We start from the raw sequence: 16018 nt of genomic DNA, 5'->3' as shown, positions 1-16018 counted from the left end.
CACGCCAGTTCAACTCCCTGGCATGGCCGCTCTGTCCTTTCGAAACATCTCCTGCCCCGACCCGCTCTCATCCAAACCGCGTCCTTCGTTCAGGCTGAGAGCTGTTGTGGGTCGTGGCCTTCCCGATGGCAGACGGCAGTCTTCGTTGCTTGCCCGCTTATTCGCCGCCGAAGCTGTACTTCAGGCGAAGGCCATACATGCGCGGCTCGCCATATAGGGTGGATGAAAAGAGGAAGCTTCCATTGCTGTTGGTGCTGGAAACGCGGTGCAGCTTGTTCGCCAGATTGGTGCCGAATAGCCCCAGATCAAATCCCGATCCCGCCACATTGCGCCAGTCGATCGATACTGAGAGTAAGCCGAACGGTTCCAGCATGGAGCCAGGCTCGCGACCGGGAATATCGACGGCATTGGTATATTGCTTCGACGTATGCGAATAGTTCGCGAAGAACGACAAGGTCCCCAAGTCGTTGCCCAAAGCTTGTTCGGCGGCAACATGAGCGCTCCAGATATAGGGTGCCACATATTGCAGGTCGATACAGGATGCATCGGCTACACCACCTGGAGCGACCGCGCCGTTACAGGCGATCGTGCCCGAGGCGGATATATATTGATATTTCTTGTACTTGGCATCGGTATAGCTGAAATTACCGCCCAGTTCGACGCCGGGGAAAGGACGCATCGACGCTTCGATCTCGATTCCTTTGATGCGGGCGTCAGCGTTCAAAGTGCGCGCGCCAGCCGCCCCCGTCGTCGGATTATAGTCCCCGGCCGTGCGCTGGATATCCTTGTAATCCGTGGAATAGGCCGCGATATTGAAACGCAGCGGCACCGATCCCAGCCGAAAATCGGACTTCATACCGATCTCGTAGGCCGTCACTTTTTCCGGCAGGAAGGTACGTGTGTCAGGGTCGGTGCCCTGGCCGAAATATACCGCATAGGTGTTGAAGCCTCCGGCTTTGTAGCCATGGCTGACCTTTCCGTAGACCAGGATGTTCGACGATATTCTGTAGTCCAGGCCGATCAGCCATGACGGCGAGTTGGTCCGTTGAGATCCGCCAAACTTGCACGCGTCCAGCGCCGTGGCTTCCGGAACGATCAGCGCGCTATCCTTGGAGCAAACGACAAATCCCGGCTGCGAGCCGTCGTCATTGAACTGCGTCGAAAAACCTTCGATATGATCCCAGGTATGGCGATAGCCGCCTGTCAGCCGCAGGCCGTTGAGCGATGGCGAAAGCGCCGCCAGATCCAGCGTAGCCTGCCCGTATAGCGCCTTCGATACTGTGCTGACACCATATCGCGCGTGCGAAGCCGTGCAGGATTCTGATCCCGTCGACACTGCCGGGCAATAGGAGATCGATCGTGACCCCTGAGCCCCGTCGGGCTTCTGATCATAATAGAAGGCACCCACAGTCCAGTTCAGATCGCCGTCCAGCATCTTGCCCTGCAACTGAAGTTCTTCGGTCCATGCCCGCAGATTGTCGGGTATCAGGGATGTCGGCTCGGTCTCGTTCAAATATGTGATGGGAATGCCCGTTCCTGGCAGGTTGACGGCCCCGGGGCCGGGCAGTCTGCCGGGATTGACATCATGCTGCTGAAGAACGGTAGCATCATTATCATAGCGATAGTCGAGCTTCATTTTCTGGTAACTGGCGATATTGCGCAAGGTAATCTGGTCTGACAGCTCGATGTCTGTCGTGTTGCTCACTCCCCAGGTTTCGATCTTGCTGAACACATCGACCGAAAATGCCGTTTTGCGCGGGCCAAGCGCCTTTGCCTGTTCGGACGCAGCGCGATAGACATCGCAGGAATATCCTCCCACGAAACCAACCGGCAAATTGGCGCACATGGAAATGCCGGCCAGTCCATCCACATTATAGCCCTGGTGGATCAGGCCCGCACCGTTATTCCTGGAATAGGATCCATAGACCATGGTGTAATTTGTGATGGTTTCGGTAGGTCTGAACACGATGCCAATGCGACCGGAATACCAGTGCTCATTGTCGCGATCCTTGTTCCATACCACATCGCGCGTGTAACCGTCGCGGTCATGATAGGCCCCGACCACGCGCACGGCCAACTTCTCGTTCACCGGTAGATTGAGCGCGCCTTCGGCATTGGTTCGATTGTAATTGCCGATTTCCCCCTTCACCCAGCCGCCAAATCTATCCGTGGGTTTCTTGGGCACCAGCAGAACCGCGCCGCCCGTCGTATTCCGTCCAAATAGCGTGCCTTGCGGCCCCGCCAACACCTGCAGATTTTCGAGATCCACGAAATTGCCCGGCCCTCCCTGCTGGCTAAGCGAGATTCCGGATGGCAGCGGTACTTCGTTCAGATAGACGACAACACCGGGAGAAGCCTGAAACGTCGCACCCTGACCGCGGAGCGTGATGGAGTTGGATTCGCGTGATCCCTGACCATTCTGCCCGACGACCAAGGACGGGACGCTGGCTTGCAGGTCCTGCTCCTTGTTGATCCCCTGCTGTTCCAGTCGCGCGGGGGACATGGCGGTGATGGCGATCGGCACGTCCTGGCCACGCTCTTCACGCCGGTTAGCAGTGACGATGATCTCGGGAATTGTAATCTGACCTTGATCATCAGACGTGGCCAACTGGGCTAAAGCCTCCGTCGGAATGACAACGGCCAAAATGCCGGACAACAAAGCCGTACCGCAAGCAAATATATGGCTATCCTTATAGCGCATTTATACCTCCCCTGATTGTGTAGACTTTTTATCCAGCATGCTGCTGGCATTTCACTGCAATCTTCGGTTTTCTATTTCAGGTGGTGATATACCTGACATTATCAACGGACATGCAGGGCGTGCCTGACTTGTTCAAATTCTTCTATTGATCACTATGCGTGATACCCGTGTCCGCGCGTAGGACCGGCCAGGATCAGATCTCGCGGAGTCATCTATCCCGCGCCGACGATTTCAACACTCTTCCAATCAGGTCCGAGACTGCCGAAAACTTGCAAGGAGCAAGTCCTCGACAGGCTCAATCCCGTTTTCAGTTCACCGGCTTAGGCTTTGCTATCATCCTCAGACACCTGCACGATGATCTTGCCACCGGCATATGCGCCAGACAGGGATGCAGCGAGCGCGTCCGGCGCGCTTTCCAGGCCGTTGTACATATGGTGCTTGTAGGTGATCTTGCCTTCGCGCCACATCTTGGAGACATCTGCGCGGAAGGCGTCGTTTTCGCTCTCATAGTCCGTTACCACGAAGCCCTGAATTCGCAGCCTCTTGCCCAGGATCATGCCGGTGGAAATGCTGCTCTGCTCAAAGCCGTTATATTCGGCCGCCATGCCGCACACGATCAGCCGGCCAAAGGGCTTGAGCCGATCAAATACCGGCGTCATCAGATTTCCGGCGACATTGTCGAAATAGATATCGATGCCCTTAGGCGCGAGCCTGTCGAGTTCGGCACCAACATCGGCCGTTAGACGGTCGATACACGCGTCCGCCCCAAGTTCTTCCGTCACAAAGCGGCATTTCTCAGCGCCGCTGGCGATGCCGATCACCTGCAACCCCTCCGCCTTGGCCATCTGGATCACCATCATGCCCACCGCACCCGCAGCGGCGGAGATGACCATGGTTTCACCCGGTTTCGCCTCGCAGAAGCGTCGATATCCCACCCAGCCGGTAAAAGCGGACAGGCCGACCATCCCAAGATTGGCTTCGATCGGCAGGTCTTCGGGGTCCACACGCAGCGTGGCGTCGCCATCGACCACTTCGAAATCCTGCCAGAATCGGCCTCCAAAGACGTAGTCTCCCGCCTTGAAGCCTGGGTGCCGCGATTCAATCACGCGCCCCACATTGCCGCCCGTGTGGGGAGACATCGAAGGCACCATCCCGGAACGCATGCGATCACCGACCGTCATGTGACTCATCAGAATTTCGTCATCCGATGCATCAACGCGGCCTTTCGATGGCTGGTTGGATACTTCGGGCTCAAACCCCGCATAGGGCATGATGGGGCGTATGCCCGGTGCGATGGCGATGTAGATATTCCGGATCAGCAGCTGTCCCTCTCCGGGCTGGGGGACAGAAGCTTCCTCCAGTCGATAGTCATCAACGGTAGGAATTCCCGCCATCGGGCGTCCAATCCGCCAGATGCGATTGACGCCATCCTTCAGGCGCCATGTGCCTTTCCGTTCTACAGCCTGCTGCTCGCTCATGTCATGCTCTCCAATGGTTGGCCAATATTTTCGCGCCCGCCGAAGCTTCATGCAGAGTGCGGGCATCAATTCCGAATCCTGTTTACAAAGTGTATATCGTATACAATTAGACGCAAGCGGTAAGTTGATGTTTGCACGCCGTTGTACGTTCAGCTCATCGGCCTCGACCTGCCAGCATCTGGCGAGAGGATCGCTTCGGGCTAGGGAAAATCTTTACGGTCGACTGAACGGAAAAATTTTAGCGGTCATTTCACCTTCGTGCCCCTGTTTCACGCCTATCTAGTTGACAGCACTGTCAACTGGCGGTGGAATGGAAAATGCTCCGTGCGCCAAACCCGCCGCACCCTAAATAGCTGCTTGCTGGCCGCCCAGCGACAAGTGGCGCGTCTCAGGGTCACTTGGCCCATTACGACGATCAGCACCCCGCTGATCGCCAAGTGACTCCCACACAAGAGAGGCTGCCGCAAGGTCGGCGACGGCGCTGCCCACTGCCTTGAACAACGTTATCTCCTCCGGCGTGCAGCGGGCCACGCCAGATGCGAGCGCTTTCATATCCCCTTTGATCGCCTCGGGGCCGATAACCCCCTTGTTGATTGGCATGATCAAATCGCCCGCTTCGCAGAGCGCCGTGTCCACATTATCCACGAAGATTCGGGCGGCCTGTACGCCAGCATCATCCAGCTCGCGCATGTCGGGGCGGTAACTGCCAATAAGGTCGATATGCGTACCAGGGCGTAAGCATGCCCCACGAATAATAGGTTCGATGGCACTCGTCGCTGCCGAGATGATGTCGTTGCAACCAACCGCCTGATCCAAGTCGGACACGACTTCCACATCAATATCCCGCACGCACAGCTGCACCCGTTGCGCTGCATCCTTCCCCTTTGCCAAGTCGCGTGCCCAAACTGAGATGCGTTTGATCGGCCGCACCGCAGCATGAGCTTCGGCGAGATAAGGGATCATATGGCCGGAGCCGCACAGCAGAAGGTTGCTGGATTCTCGTCGCGACAATTGCCTGGACGCAAAAGCGGAAACAGCCGCCGTCCGCCGCCCAGTGAGTTCGCCCACGTCCATCGTCGCCAGCGCACGTCCATCCTCGGTCGAAAACAAGATGTAGGAGCCTCCGATCACTGGCAGGCCCTTGGCCGCATTGGCTTGCACCACCGTGAGAAGCTTGAGGCCGGCATAACACTGACCGACGGCAGGCATGGCCAGCAGTTCCACCCCGGTCTCTCCATTGGCCCTTAAGCGCTGTGGAGCGACGACATCATTCCGTACGACCTTCCCGACACGATCGATCAAAGCCGGGTAAGGCAGCGCCGCTCTGATGGCGGCAGCCGTAAAATGCCGCGTCGCTGAATCCACTATCATCCACCTTTCCCAAAAGGGCCACGATCCGTATCATGGTAGCCCGATCGACGGCAGTAGCATTTTTGGATATTGAATCCAGTGTAATGTTAGAGCCGAACTAGTGATGCGTCGATATCGTGGCTCGATATGCTCACCCCTTCCTCTCCGGAATCTGCGTTGCCACAAACCACTCGGCCGCTGGACCAGTAGGCTGACCGACCACGGGGAGACCGGGCGGTGGATCGATACGAATATATACACTGACCGAAAGACAACATGAGAGGACCATCATGGTTGCAGACCTTAGATCCTTAATCCGACCTGTTGCGCTGCCACGGATAATCGATGACACATACACCGATGACCAGTTCCAACGTCTCGTCAATGTGATGCGGACCGAGGGCCCGTGGGAATTGATCCTGGCTCAGCATTTCGGTTCGCCTGAAGAGGTCATGGCCACTACTACCAGGTCAGTTCCGGAAGGGGTGGAACTGACTTGGGACATGTTCCTCACACCCTATTTCAGTGGGTGCCTCGCGAAGAACGGCGTCTGCCTTTTCCCCGAGATCGAAGATTGCTTCCTCAACCTGCCATTTCTCGACATGGCCCGCAGCTTCTGGAAAGCGGATTACGCCAAGGCGGCGCACATGCTCTTCAACATCAACGGCCCAGCCGCGAACAATGATCCGGCGCACCTTGACGGGACCGAGTTTCGCGGGATCGATTTGCAGAACGCGCCCGCGTGGCTTCTGAATACGATGGCGAAGTCGGGCCTGTTCAGATCATGGCAGTTGAAGAAAGCGCAGGTCATCGCTTGGTTCTACCGCGGCGCGATCGGCGGTGGCTTCACCTATTGGCCGGATGGTCCAGCTGCTCTGCCGCAGCGCATAGCCGCGCCAATGTGGAATAAAGGTGTCGTTGCCGAAAACGAGATGATGTACCACAGGGCTGAAGCCAATGGTCCTGTAGATCAGCGCATGCCCAAGGGGCTGGCATTCAATTCGTTGTTACAGGCGGACCCTGCCGTCCCGGATGGTTGGCAGATCACGTCCGATGGTGAGGTAATCCAGGCAATTCCGGCTCAGGAGGCACGCATCCTGGTGCATGGGGGGCTGAACTGTACATCGACCTGACTGAGCTTAAACAGGTACTCGATCATACAGACGACCTGACGCACGATCATGTCTTCGACCTGTTCATCAGCGATCTGTGCGCCAGGGGCCATAGCTTCGAAGTGCCGACTGACCCGATGCATGACCGCGAGTTCATCGGGCTGTTGACCCGGGCATATGATACTGGCCCACCCAGTATCTATCCAGCGGAAGCACAAGGCCCGGAGCAGCGGGCCGCTTGACCGATCGATGGCGGGTTCGATGCAAGGCCCGCCCGTACCGACATCGTGGATGACCATATTCGGCAGAGACTGCACCTCACCGGCAATTCCCATTCCACTCGCAGGATAAGAGCATGATTACTCTTGAAGACAAGTTCGCTATTCATGAATTGCTCGCGCGTTTTGCCCATTGCTCAGATTATGGCGACTGGGCAGGCCTTGAAAGGCTGTATGTCCCTGAAGTGGTAACAGAAATTGGGCATCTCCCACTAAAATATGAAGGGGTCGCCGCACAGATTGAACATGCGAAGGAATCCGATCATCAGACTGGCGGAAAGAACCGACACTACCACCTCAACATCTATATCGAGGAGGAAGGCGACGCTGTGATCGCTCATTATTCCTTCTTGAACATCAATGCAGGCACAACGCCGATGGCGCCCAAACTGGTGGTTACTGGGCGCATGCGCGATACCGTGGTGAAGAGACCGGATGGTTGGAAATTCGCACACCGCCACGTTTTGTACGACCAATCCTTCGACCTGGATTTTTGAGTCATCATCGGCAGGGGAAGCTGACGCCTCCCACCGGCGATCGCGAGGCGTCGATGGATGTAGGTCCTGCCGATGCTGTCGTCGAAGGTCCGGCTGTCGGTCAGCGCATCCAGCTTCACCGAAAGGTCGTCGGGAAGATAGAATTGATGGCGGGTCTTGAAGGTTTTCAAGGCTGAACTCATGCGCCTTCTCGATCACGGCATAGCGCTGGTCCCCGACATGACGGCGCGACGGTAGACGCCCTCGACCATCTCGCCGCGTTGCGGCGTGACATGCCTCAGCCCGGTTTCCTGTTCGATCTGCTGGCAAGTCCGGCTGAGTTCGCGCTGCTGGAGAACCACAAGCAAGTCGCGGCGGAGGCGGACAGCCTGTCCCTCCTGCTCTACCAGCCCTTGTTCGACGGGCCATGCCTGGCGTTGGACCAGACCCTTCCTGACGTCCGCCCCGAACCCACCGGACATTCGCATCATCCGATTCAGAGAACACTGGATGACGGCAATGCGCCAGTATCGACTCTACCGTATCTCACCGCGGAGTTCCGTCGAAGTTTCGATCGCAACGCAGCGCCCGAAATTATTCGAGCGCTGCGGCGTCATCAATTAAAAGCGGTAGTTCATCGTTATGCCGAATTCGCGCGGCGGATTGACGGACAAGTTCGTATAGCCCGACCGGAACGGTGTGGGATTGCCCGCTGGCCCCGGAACCAGGAAGCGCGTTGCAATCTGCAATTCCGCGGTGGTGGCATTGGTAATCTGTGTCGAATTGAACAGATTTTTGACGAACGCCGTCAATTCCCATCCGGCGCCGGCTGACCGAATGCCAGCGAACAGATTGACGTTGGTGATGGCATTGTACCTATAGTTTGCGGTCTGTGCATAGAAGCCTGGCCGATAGGTCAGTAACCCACGAATGAAAGGTTCCACTGATCCAGCCGAAAAGCGCAGTTCACTGTTGGCGCTCAACGCGAAGCGGGGGATGTTGGCCAAACGGTCGTTGGTGGTGCAGAACGCCACCTGCTGGCCCACAGGGACCGCAGGCTGTCCTGCAGTATCCGGCACGCCGTCGCCGTTGGAATCCCGGCAGGGCACCGTCGCATTGTCATAATGTGAGTTGGCGTAGGACGCGTTAACCGAAATATCCCATTCATCGATCGGACGTGCATCCAGCTGCATTTCCACACCTTTGGAAATAGCGTCGCCATTAAAGCTGATTGAGGCGTTCGATCCATCGATGACGCCGTTTCTAGCTGATGCAGTCGGCGCGGTCACCAGCCCGATGAAGCCATCGAACTTCTGGTAGAAGGCCGCGAGATTTAACGACACGCGCCTGTCGAACATCTGCGCTTTCAAGCCAACCTCTATCGCATCCGACCGTTCTGGGTCGAGCACCAGCAGGTCGGAATCCAGCGGAGAATTGACGCCGAGCTGTGCCGATCCACGGCGGTAAGAACGGCCATAGGTGGCGTAAGTGGTGATGTCGGGCGTCCAATCATAGCTGATACTGGCCGTGCCCGTCAGCGGATGATTGACCTGCCGCACGAAATCGGGATCGACCGTTGCGACGCGGGGCACGACAATGCCTGCGGGTACGGGTATCCCGACGCCGCCCGTGGTCGTCACCTCAAGGAAGCTCTGCGCCGTAGCCACGGTGCGCGTGTAACGCGCGCCCAGTTCTACCCTTAGCTTGTCGGTCAGCTTCAAGCGCGTCTGGCCGAAGAAGGCGAGGTCGCTGGTCTTGTTGGTGATGTCGACTTCCGCCAGCAGCGGCAGGGCAAACATGCTCGCCGGGAAGGGCGTGTTTGGCACTCGGTTGGCAAAGAAGCTGTCGACGCGAATGGAAGACAGGCCGCCCGCCTTGGTCTCATTGTAGAACACGCCAAGCGTATAGTTGAAAATTCCCTCGAACGCGGAGGCTATGCGGGCTTCGGCCGTGTATACTCGAGTTGGATCCGCCACAGTCAGCACCTGATCGTACCCCTGCACCGCATTGCCCACATCCTGGTCGGTGCGTGAATGGAGCGACGTGTCCTGGAAGCCGCCCAGCACTGAGATCAGATGACTGCCCAGGTCATAGGAGGCGTCCGCCGTCACCAGATGTGTGCGATTGGTGTAAAATGACAATCCTTCATGTACCGCCAGCCGGTCGGATGCGCTGATTGCAGGCCCGCTGACGAAGGGTGAGAACAGACTGGGGCGGTTGCCCGGGCCTTGAACCGCCCTATTCTGTAGCAGGTCGCTTTCCAAATATTGGTACACGATGTTTCCCCGCAGCTGCTCCGTCGGCGCGAAGGAGAGAGTGGCGCGAACGCTTTCGGTTTCCTGGTTGGACCATTCATCACGATTGATGTTGTAGACATGGTTGGCTCGGTTCCGATCGAGAACCGCTGCGACGCGGATCGCCAACTTGTCTTGGATCAGCGGTGTAGACGCCGCGATCTGAAAGTTTCGCGCATGTTTGTTGGTGACGGTTGCCTGCAAATAGCCCTCCGGCTCGCTCAAGTCGGCGCGCCGCGTCGTCACCGTGATCGCTCCCGCAGGCGCGGTGCGTCCGCGCAGCGTGCCCTGCGGTCCACGCAGCACTTCCACTTGGCGAATATCGTAAATCGCGGTGGTTACGGTCTGTATATCGACCGGCACTTCGTTATAATAGACCGCGACGGCAGCTGGTCCGCCGATGTCGGGGTTGAACGAAATGCCACGCAGCGTGGCGACGCTGACCCGCCCTGACGTGTTGGCGATCTGAAGCCCCGGCGCAAGTGCGGGAACGTCCTTGAAATCGAACAAGTTGAACTTTTCGATCTGTTCGCCCGTGGCGACGTCGACCGCCATCGGAACGTCCTTCAACCGTTCCTCTCGCTTGCCTGCCGTGACGATGATGTCGGCTGGCCTCGCTTCACTTTCGCCCGACGGCGCCGTTTGCGCCCATGCACCGCTCCCTGAGCAAAGGGCCGTACCCGCCATCAACATGCCGATCATTTTACCGGAACAAAGTCCCCGCATCCCTACCCCCTAATTTCAGACATTCTCATCTTTGCGGATTGTCGGACGAGGAGAACGTTGGTCAACGCCGGAACGATCTACGCGCTTTCAATCCCGCACCATTGTGGATGTTCATTTCAAGGAGACAAAGACGCGGCCGATTATTTTCACGATGCGGAACAATTGGATTCCATCGGGTCAACCGTCGACCAGATCCTTGCATCCTCTCGAAGATCAAGAACCGAATATCCCCCGCGACAATCGAGCATCACACTGGAACGGGTGCGCACTTCTCAACGGGATCGACGAGCCGCTCGTGGTTAGCTAGGTATCGTTTTTAGAATTCCTTGTACGTTGCTTCGACCAGACTATTCGCAATCTTCCGTCAAAACCTTTCCCCATGGGAGCAAAGAGATTGGCGGCGAGGAGAAAACGGGCTTTTGGAGGCCCCATCTTGCTGCGAGCTTGACTCTCAGATTAGTCAGCCTGGCTTAGTCGGGAAATTCCGCCGCCGCCAGTGCGCCAAAACGCCCGGTCAGCACTCAAAATTCTCTGAGCCGAGCATTCCATATGGCGAACCGCCGCAGCGCGAGCCTGATCGGGATCGCCGGCGGCGATCGCATCCCGAATGGCGCCATGCTCTTCATCCACGGCGCGAACGAGATCGCCGCTGAGCGCCTCGTTCGACCGTGTTACTCCGATCGCTACCTCGATGGGCCGTGCGAGGGCCTGGACGACCTTCCGCCAATAATCATTGCCGCATGCGTCGGCGATGCTGGCATGGAACGCGCGGTCTTCGATGACGCCGAGTTCCCCGGCCTGCTGGACTCGCCGCAGTCGATCCAACGCGCGGTCAATTGCCGCCATGGCCTCGCGCGTTCTTTCCGCTGCCGCGATCGCTGCAATCTCGCTCTCGACCACACGTCGCACGCCGATAAGATCGATCAACGACTTCACAGAAGACTGCGTCAGCGTGTCCAGTTCGGGCCCTCCGGCATCAGGAAGACGGACGAAGGCACCGCTGCCCTGAACCGTTTCCACGCGCCCTTCAGCGCGGAGCATGGCGATCGCCTCCCGAATGACCGAACGGCTCACGCTGAAACGCTGCGCGAGGGCATTTTCCGACGGCAACTTGGCACCGGGAACGAGATCGTGGCTCTCGATATGCTCGATTATAAGGCGCGCTATCCACTGCGAACGGCGTCCGCCGTGATGATCAGAACCTGCAAGGGGGAGAGCGGGACCGCGATCCAATTCACGCATCATGGGTCGACCAAAGGCGATCTTCCATCACGCCAACTGCAAGAAACGAACAATCGGGCTTTCCTATCATCGCGAAGCGAGCGCAGCTTTGGCCGGTGATCGCGACCCGGCGAATACGGCGATGGCGGCGACGATCAATATAAGTGCGAGTACCGCCGTCGCGGTTGCCCGGCTGCCCGTTGTTCCGCTGATCCATCCGATCAGCAGCGGACTGGCAAAGCCTGCCAGGTTGCCAACAGAATTGATCGCGGCGATCCCCACAGCAGCGGCGCTGCCGCGCAGGAACGCCGTTGGGAGGTTCCAGAAAAGTGGACTGGCGGTGAGCGTCGATGCCGCAGCAAGGCACAGGAGGGCGATCGCTGGTACGGGGTTTTGCGCCATTGGCGTCACGATAAGCGCGGCCGCGCCCACCAGCAAGGGCAGAATAAGGTGCCAACGGCGTTCGCCGGTGCGATCCGAACTGCGTCCAACCAGCAGCATCACGACGGCTGCACAAGCATATGGGAGCACCGAAAACAGCCCGACAACCAACGGCGAACCGCCCGAAATGTCATCGATCATCGTCGGTAGCCAGAAGGTGAAGCCATATTGGCCCATGATGCAGCCGAAGTAGATCAGGGCCAATCGCATGATCTGCGGGTCGCCGAACACATCGCGGATGCGCGCGTGATGGCGCACGCCTTCGGGTTCATCGGCGGCAAGATCCCGTTCGATCCATGCGCATTCGCTGTCATCGAGCCAATCCGCCTCGGCAGGCCGCGAAGGCAGCATCCGCGGTACGAGACAGCCCAGAACGACAGCGGGCAGAGCCTCGATCACGAACATCCAGCGCCAGCCGCCCCAGCCGCCAATTCCGTCCATCCCCTCCATGATCAAACCGGATAACGGCCCGCCGACGATGCCGGCTAGCGGAATAGAGACCATGAAGAGCGCAATGACTTCACCCCGGCGGGATGACGGAAACCAATAGCTCAGATAGAGGATGATGCCGGGGAAGAAACCGGCTTCGGCCACGCCCAGCAGGAATCGCAGGATATAGAAGGACATTTCGCCTTCTATAAAGGCGCAGCCAGCCGATACGACGGCCCAGCTGATCATGATCCTGGCGATCCAGCGCCGCGCGCCGAACCGGTGGAGCGCCATGTTGCTCGGAATTTCGAACAGGAAATAGCCGATGAAGAAGATGCCCGCGCCAAGTCCGTATGCAGCTTCGCTGATGCCGAGCTCGCCCGACATTCCCAGCTTTGCAAATCCGACATTCACCCGGTCGAGATAAGCGACGACGTAGCAGGCCATGAGGAACGGAACGAGCCGCCACTTGACCTTGCGATAGACAGCATCTGCCTGCGCCGGAGCAGCGCCCTCCCCTACGATACCGTTCGTATTTTCCATGCCTGTCTGGTTGTCAGACAAGTTTGTATGTGTCAATGCGGCCGCTGAAGGAGCCGCCATGCGACTGGGATGTATCGCCGACGACTTTACCGGGGCAACCGACTTGGCCAACGAACTGGCGAGCCGGGGATTAAGAACGTCGCTGCTGTTCGGAATACCCGCTGATCTTGACCTTGCCAAGATTGACGCCGTCGTGATTGCGCTCAAGTCGCGCTCGATTGCGCCCGATGCGGCGGCCGAACAATCGCTTGCAGCCCTGCGCTGGCTGAAGCAGGCTGGGTGCGAGCGCTTCTACTTCAAATATTGTTCGACCTTCGATTCGACCGATGCTGGCAATATCGGACCCGTGCTGGAAGTCATGGCGGCGGACCTGGGTGTTGAAGCAGTGATCGCCTGCCCGGCCTTCCCAGCGACAGGCCGGACCGTTTATCAGGGACATCTGTTTGTCGGCGATCGGCTGCTGAATGAATCGACTATGCGCGATCATCCGCTCAATCCGATGCTGGATGCCGATCTAGTACGGGTTTTGCAACGCCAGACGCGCGGTACAGTCGGCCTTCTGCCGCGTGAAATCCTTGCCGCAGGAGCGGCCGCCGAAGCGATGGCAAAACACCGTGGCGCGGGCATGATTGCCGTCATCGCGGATGCCATCTGCGACGAGGACCTCGCGCTGCTTGGACAATATTGCGCAGGAGTGCCGCTGGCATCGGGCGCTTCTGGCCTTGCTTCGGGCATCGCCCGCGCACTGGCGCCGCCTGACGCTTGCCGCGCATCGGCGCCGTTGCCCGAAGCTGGCGCGTCCCGGTGCGCAATCCTTGCCGGCAGTTGCTCCGCTGCCACGCGACGCCAGGCCGAACTGGCTGCCGAGCGATATCCATCCCTTCGGCTGTCGCTGCGTGCAGGAGAGACACCGGAAGAAGTCGTCGCCCGTGCGAAGGACTGGATCGACAAGCAGGCGCTCGATCGGCCGCTGCTGATCTATTCGACCGCAACGCCCGACATGGTGGAAGCGCAGCGCCGCGCGTGGCCCGATGGAGCCAGCGCCGCATTCGAAGCTATCCTCGCGGAGATGGCCGCCTATCTGTTTGAGGATGGCGGTGGCGCGCTGATCGTCGCGGGCGGCGAAACATCGGGGGCTGTGGTCAGTCGGCTGGGGCTCGGCCGGATTGACATCGGACCAGAAATCGATCCCGGCGTGCCGTGGACCATTGCAGCGCGGGACGAGGGTCCGCCACTGCTGCTGACGCTGAAATCAGGAAATTTCGGCAGCGACGACTTCTTCCTGAAGGCCTGGGAGCACTTAGATGACTGATGATCCTGCGCTTGCCATCCGTACGGATATCGTGCGCCTGGGACACCGCCTGTGCGACCTCGGCCTGGCGCCGGGCAGCAGCGGCAACATCAGCGCCAGGCTGGCGGACGGACGCATTATCATGACGCCTACCAATTCGCGTCTGGGTGACCTGGACGTCGAGCGTCTTTCAGTGCTCGCACCGGATGGCGGCAGGATAGCGGGCGATCCGCCGTCAAAGGAGGAATTTCTGCATCGGGCGGTCTACGACGCTCGACCGGGCGCTCATGCGATAGTCCATCTTCACGCCACACATTCGGCAGCCGTGTCGTGTATGGACGGCCTCGATCCGTCCGATTGCTTGCCACCGCTGACCGCCTATCATGTGATGAAGGTCGGTCGATTGCCGCTGATCCCCTATCATCGCCCCGGGGACCCGGCGCTTGCGGACCAGATCGGCAGCATGGCATCGGCCAACGCTGCCATATTGCTGGCCAATCATGGTCCCATCGTCGCGGGCAAATCTCTGGCCGAAGCGGCTAACGCGATCGAGGAGCTGGAGGAGACGGCCAAGCTGTTCCTGTTGCTGCGCGGTACGCCAACCCGGCCGCTGAATGCCACGCAGATTGAAGAACTTCATCGCGTGTTCGGCGCGCCAGGCGGTGCACAATGAACATCGTCATCACCGGCGGCTCCGGTTTCCTGGGTCAGAAGCTGGCCCACGCGCTGCTGGCGCAGGACGGCTCCACAAAGGGCCGCTCACATCTTCTGCTGGCTGACCGCGTGGCGGGCCCCGATTTTGGTGACGCGAGGGTCCATTATGCTGTCGGAGACGCGTGCGACCGTACCTTCGTCGCGCGCCTCGTAGCTGAGGCTGACGTCATCTACCATCTCGCTGCCGTGGTCAGCAGCGAAGCCGAGGCCAATTTCGACCTTGGCATGCGTGTCAACATCGACGCTGCGCGGCTGTTGCTGGATGAATGCCGCGCAGCCGGCCGGTGTCCGCGGGTGATCTTCACCAGCTCGGTCGCGGTCTTCGGGCCATCCGATCCCACCGCGCCCATCAATGACGAGAGCGCGGTCGATCCGCGCTCATCCTACGGGATGGAGAAAGCGGTCGTGGAACTGCTGGTAGCCGAATACAGCCGGCGCGGCTTTATCAAAGGGCTGACCCTGCGCCTGCCCACGATCAGCGTTCGTCCCGGCCTGCCCAACAGGGCTGCATCTTCTTTCGCCAGCAGCATCATTCGCGAACCGATGTCCGGACAGGCGGCGATCTGCCCAGTGCCGCACGATACCGCTCTATGGCTGCTGTCGCCGCGGAGAGCGATCGCCGCGCTGGTGCACGCCAGTGCCTTGGACACCTCCAGTCTGGGCGCGCGGCGGATTGTAAACTTGCCCGGATTGTCCGTCACCGTGGGTGAGATACTAGACGCGTTGGAGATTATCGGAGGCCAGACGGCACGGCAGATGGTGAGCGAAGTACCGGATGCCGCGATCGAGAAGATTGTCGCGAGTTGGCCAGCGGCCTGGGATGACGCGACGGCCCGGGCGCTGGGGTTCGAGGGTGACACAACGATCGCGCAGATCATCGACGCATTTGTGTCAGACGATCTCCCATCGCAACGAATATTGCGGCGGGAGCTTGCGGGATCGGACTGAAAGACGGCGGCCATGG

13 protein-coding genes are annotated in these 16018 nt (G+C 59.0%); 6 read left to right on the top strand and 7 right to left on the bottom strand.

All coding sequences use genetic code 11. The annotated features are described in order from the left end of the window. Positions 1 to 157: 157 nt before the first annotated feature. The 3 genes from MU848_RS04550 to MU848_RS04540 form a co-directional block, all read right to left on the bottom strand. Complete coding sequence (locus tag MU848_RS04550) at positions 158 to 2608, bottom strand: TonB-dependent receptor (protein WP_247230495.1); 2451 nt, start codon at positions 2606 to 2608, stop codon at positions 158 to 160. Between the two features lie 413 nt (positions 2609 to 3021). Beyond that, entirely contained in the window at positions 3022 to 4179 is a 1158-nt protein-coding gene (locus tag MU848_RS04545) for an MDR family NADP-dependent oxidoreductase (RefSeq protein WP_201514782.1), read from the bottom strand. 345 nt (positions 4180 to 4524) lie between these two features. Next, positions 4525 to 5403 carry a hypothetical protein gene (locus MU848_RS04540; RefSeq protein WP_247230493.1) on the bottom strand — a complete coding sequence of 293 codons (879 nt, stop codon included), beginning with the start codon at positions 5401 to 5403 and terminating at the stop codon, positions 4525 to 4527. Positions 5404 to 5981: 578 nt separating this feature from the next. Between MU848_RS04540 and MU848_RS04535 the strand changes: the two genes are divergently transcribed. From MU848_RS04535 to MU848_RS04525, 3 genes are all read left to right on the top strand, one after another. Next, positions 5982 to 6662 carry a hypothetical protein gene (locus MU848_RS04535; protein WP_247230492.1) on the top strand — a complete coding sequence of 227 codons (681 nt, stop codon included), beginning with the start codon at positions 5982 to 5984 and terminating at the stop codon, positions 6660 to 6662. A gap of 334 nt (positions 6663 to 6996) precedes the next feature. Further along, positions 6997 to 7416, top strand: a complete 420-nt coding sequence (locus MU848_RS04530; protein ID WP_247230490.1) for a nuclear transport factor 2 family protein — start codon at positions 6997 to 6999, stop codon at positions 7414 to 7416. Further along, the gene (locus MU848_RS04525; protein WP_247230488.1) at positions 7413 to 7592 is read left to right on the top strand and encodes a hypothetical protein; all 180 of its coding nucleotides are present in this window, start codon (positions 7413 to 7415) and stop codon (positions 7590 to 7592) included. The genes MU848_RS04530 and MU848_RS04525 overlap by 4 nt, the downstream gene beginning before the upstream one ends. Before the next feature lie 18 nt (positions 7593 to 7610). On the opposite strand, the gene MU848_RS04520 is transcribed toward MU848_RS04525, so the two are convergent. The 4 genes from MU848_RS04520 to MU848_RS04505 all read right to left on the bottom strand — a co-directional run bounded on the left by MU848_RS04520 (position 7611) and on the right by MU848_RS04505 (position 13049). Then, positions 7611 to 7877 (bottom strand): DUF3363 domain-containing protein, encoded by a 267-nt coding sequence (locus MU848_RS04520; RefSeq protein ID WP_247230486.1) that lies wholly within the window; start codon positions 7875 to 7877, stop codon positions 7611 to 7613. 138 nt (positions 7878 to 8015) lie between these two features. Continuing rightward, complete coding sequence (locus tag MU848_RS04515; protein WP_247230484.1) at positions 8016 to 10415, bottom strand: TonB-dependent receptor; 2400 nt, start codon at positions 10413 to 10415, stop codon at positions 8016 to 8018. 456 nt (positions 10416 to 10871) lie between these two features. Continuing rightward, positions 10872 to 11660, bottom strand: coding sequence for a FadR/GntR family transcriptional regulator (locus tag MU848_RS04510; RefSeq protein ID WP_247230482.1), 789 nt, complete (start codon positions 11658 to 11660; stop codon positions 10872 to 10874). A 63-nt stretch (positions 11661 to 11723) separates the two neighbouring features. Beyond that, positions 11724 to 13049 carry an MFS transporter gene (locus MU848_RS04505; protein WP_247230480.1) on the bottom strand — a complete coding sequence of 442 codons (1326 nt, stop codon included), beginning with the start codon at positions 13047 to 13049 and terminating at the stop codon, positions 11724 to 11726. Between the two features lie 58 nt (positions 13050 to 13107). Here MU848_RS04505 and otnK point away from each other — a divergent pair, with 58 nt between their 5' ends. From otnK to denD, 3 genes are read left to right on the top strand one after another with little or no spacing between them, the layout of a single operon-like run. Further along, positions 13108 to 14361, top strand: coding sequence for a 3-oxo-tetronate kinase (otnK, locus tag MU848_RS04500; RefSeq protein WP_247230479.1), 1254 nt, complete (start codon positions 13108 to 13110; stop codon positions 14359 to 14361). Beyond that, entirely contained in the window at positions 14354 to 15013 is a 660-nt protein-coding gene (gene otnC / locus MU848_RS04495; protein ID WP_247230477.1) for a 3-oxo-tetronate 4-phosphate decarboxylase, read from the top strand. The genes otnK and otnC overlap by 8 nt, the downstream gene beginning before the upstream one ends. Then, positions 15010 to 16002: a D-erythronate dehydrogenase gene (gene denD / locus MU848_RS04490; RefSeq protein ID WP_247230475.1), complete on the top strand. Its 993-nt coding sequence runs from the start codon at positions 15010 to 15012 to the stop codon at positions 16000 to 16002. Before otnC ends, denD begins: the two co-directional genes overlap by 4 nt. Positions 16003 to 16018 lie beyond the last annotated feature (16 nt).

This window comes from Sphingobium agri (genome assembly GCF_023051225.1).
In the GTDB taxonomy this organism is placed as follows: domain Bacteria; phylum Pseudomonadota; class Alphaproteobacteria; order Sphingomonadales; family Sphingomonadaceae; genus Sphingobium; species Sphingobium agri.
The sequence above is the reverse complement of the archived record's forward strand: the minus strand, read 5'-3'. Positions and strand labels throughout refer to the sequence as shown.

Bases quoted from the DNA above. Each gene is read 5' to 3' on its own strand.
- otnK (WP_247230479.1), top strand. From the start codon at position 13,108: ATGCGACTGGGATGTATCGCCGACGACTTTACCGGGGCAACCGACTTG.
- otnC (WP_247230477.1), top strand. From the start codon at position 14,354: ATGACTGATGATCCTGCGCTTGCCATCCGTACGGATATCGTGCGCCTG.
- MU848_RS04510 (WP_247230482.1), bottom strand. From the start codon at position 11,660: ATGATGCGTGAATTGGATCGCGGTCCCGCTCTCCCCCTTGCAGGTTCT.
- MU848_RS04505 (WP_247230480.1), bottom strand. From the start codon at position 13,049: ATGGAAAATACGAACGGTATCGTAGGGGAGGGCGCTGCTCCGGCGCAG.
- MU848_RS04530 (WP_247230490.1), top strand. From the start codon at position 6,997: ATGATTACTCTTGAAGACAAGTTCGCTATTCATGAATTGCTCGCGCGT.
- MU848_RS04545 (WP_201514782.1), bottom strand. From the start codon at position 4,179: ATGAGCGAGCAGCAGGCTGTAGAACGGAAAGGCACATGGCGCCTGAAG.
- MU848_RS04515 (WP_247230484.1), bottom strand. From the start codon at position 10,415: ATGCGGGGACTTTGTTCCGGTAAAATGATCGGCATGTTGATGGCGGGT.
- MU848_RS04520 (WP_247230486.1), bottom strand. From the start codon at position 7,877: ATGTCCGGTGGGTTCGGGGCGGACGTCAGGAAGGGTCTGGTCCAACGC.
- denD (WP_247230475.1), top strand. From the start codon at position 15,010: ATGAACATCGTCATCACCGGCGGCTCCGGTTTCCTGGGTCAGAAGCTG.
- MU848_RS04535 (WP_247230492.1), top strand. From the start codon at position 5,982: ATGGCCACTACTACCAGGTCAGTTCCGGAAGGGGTGGAACTGACTTGG.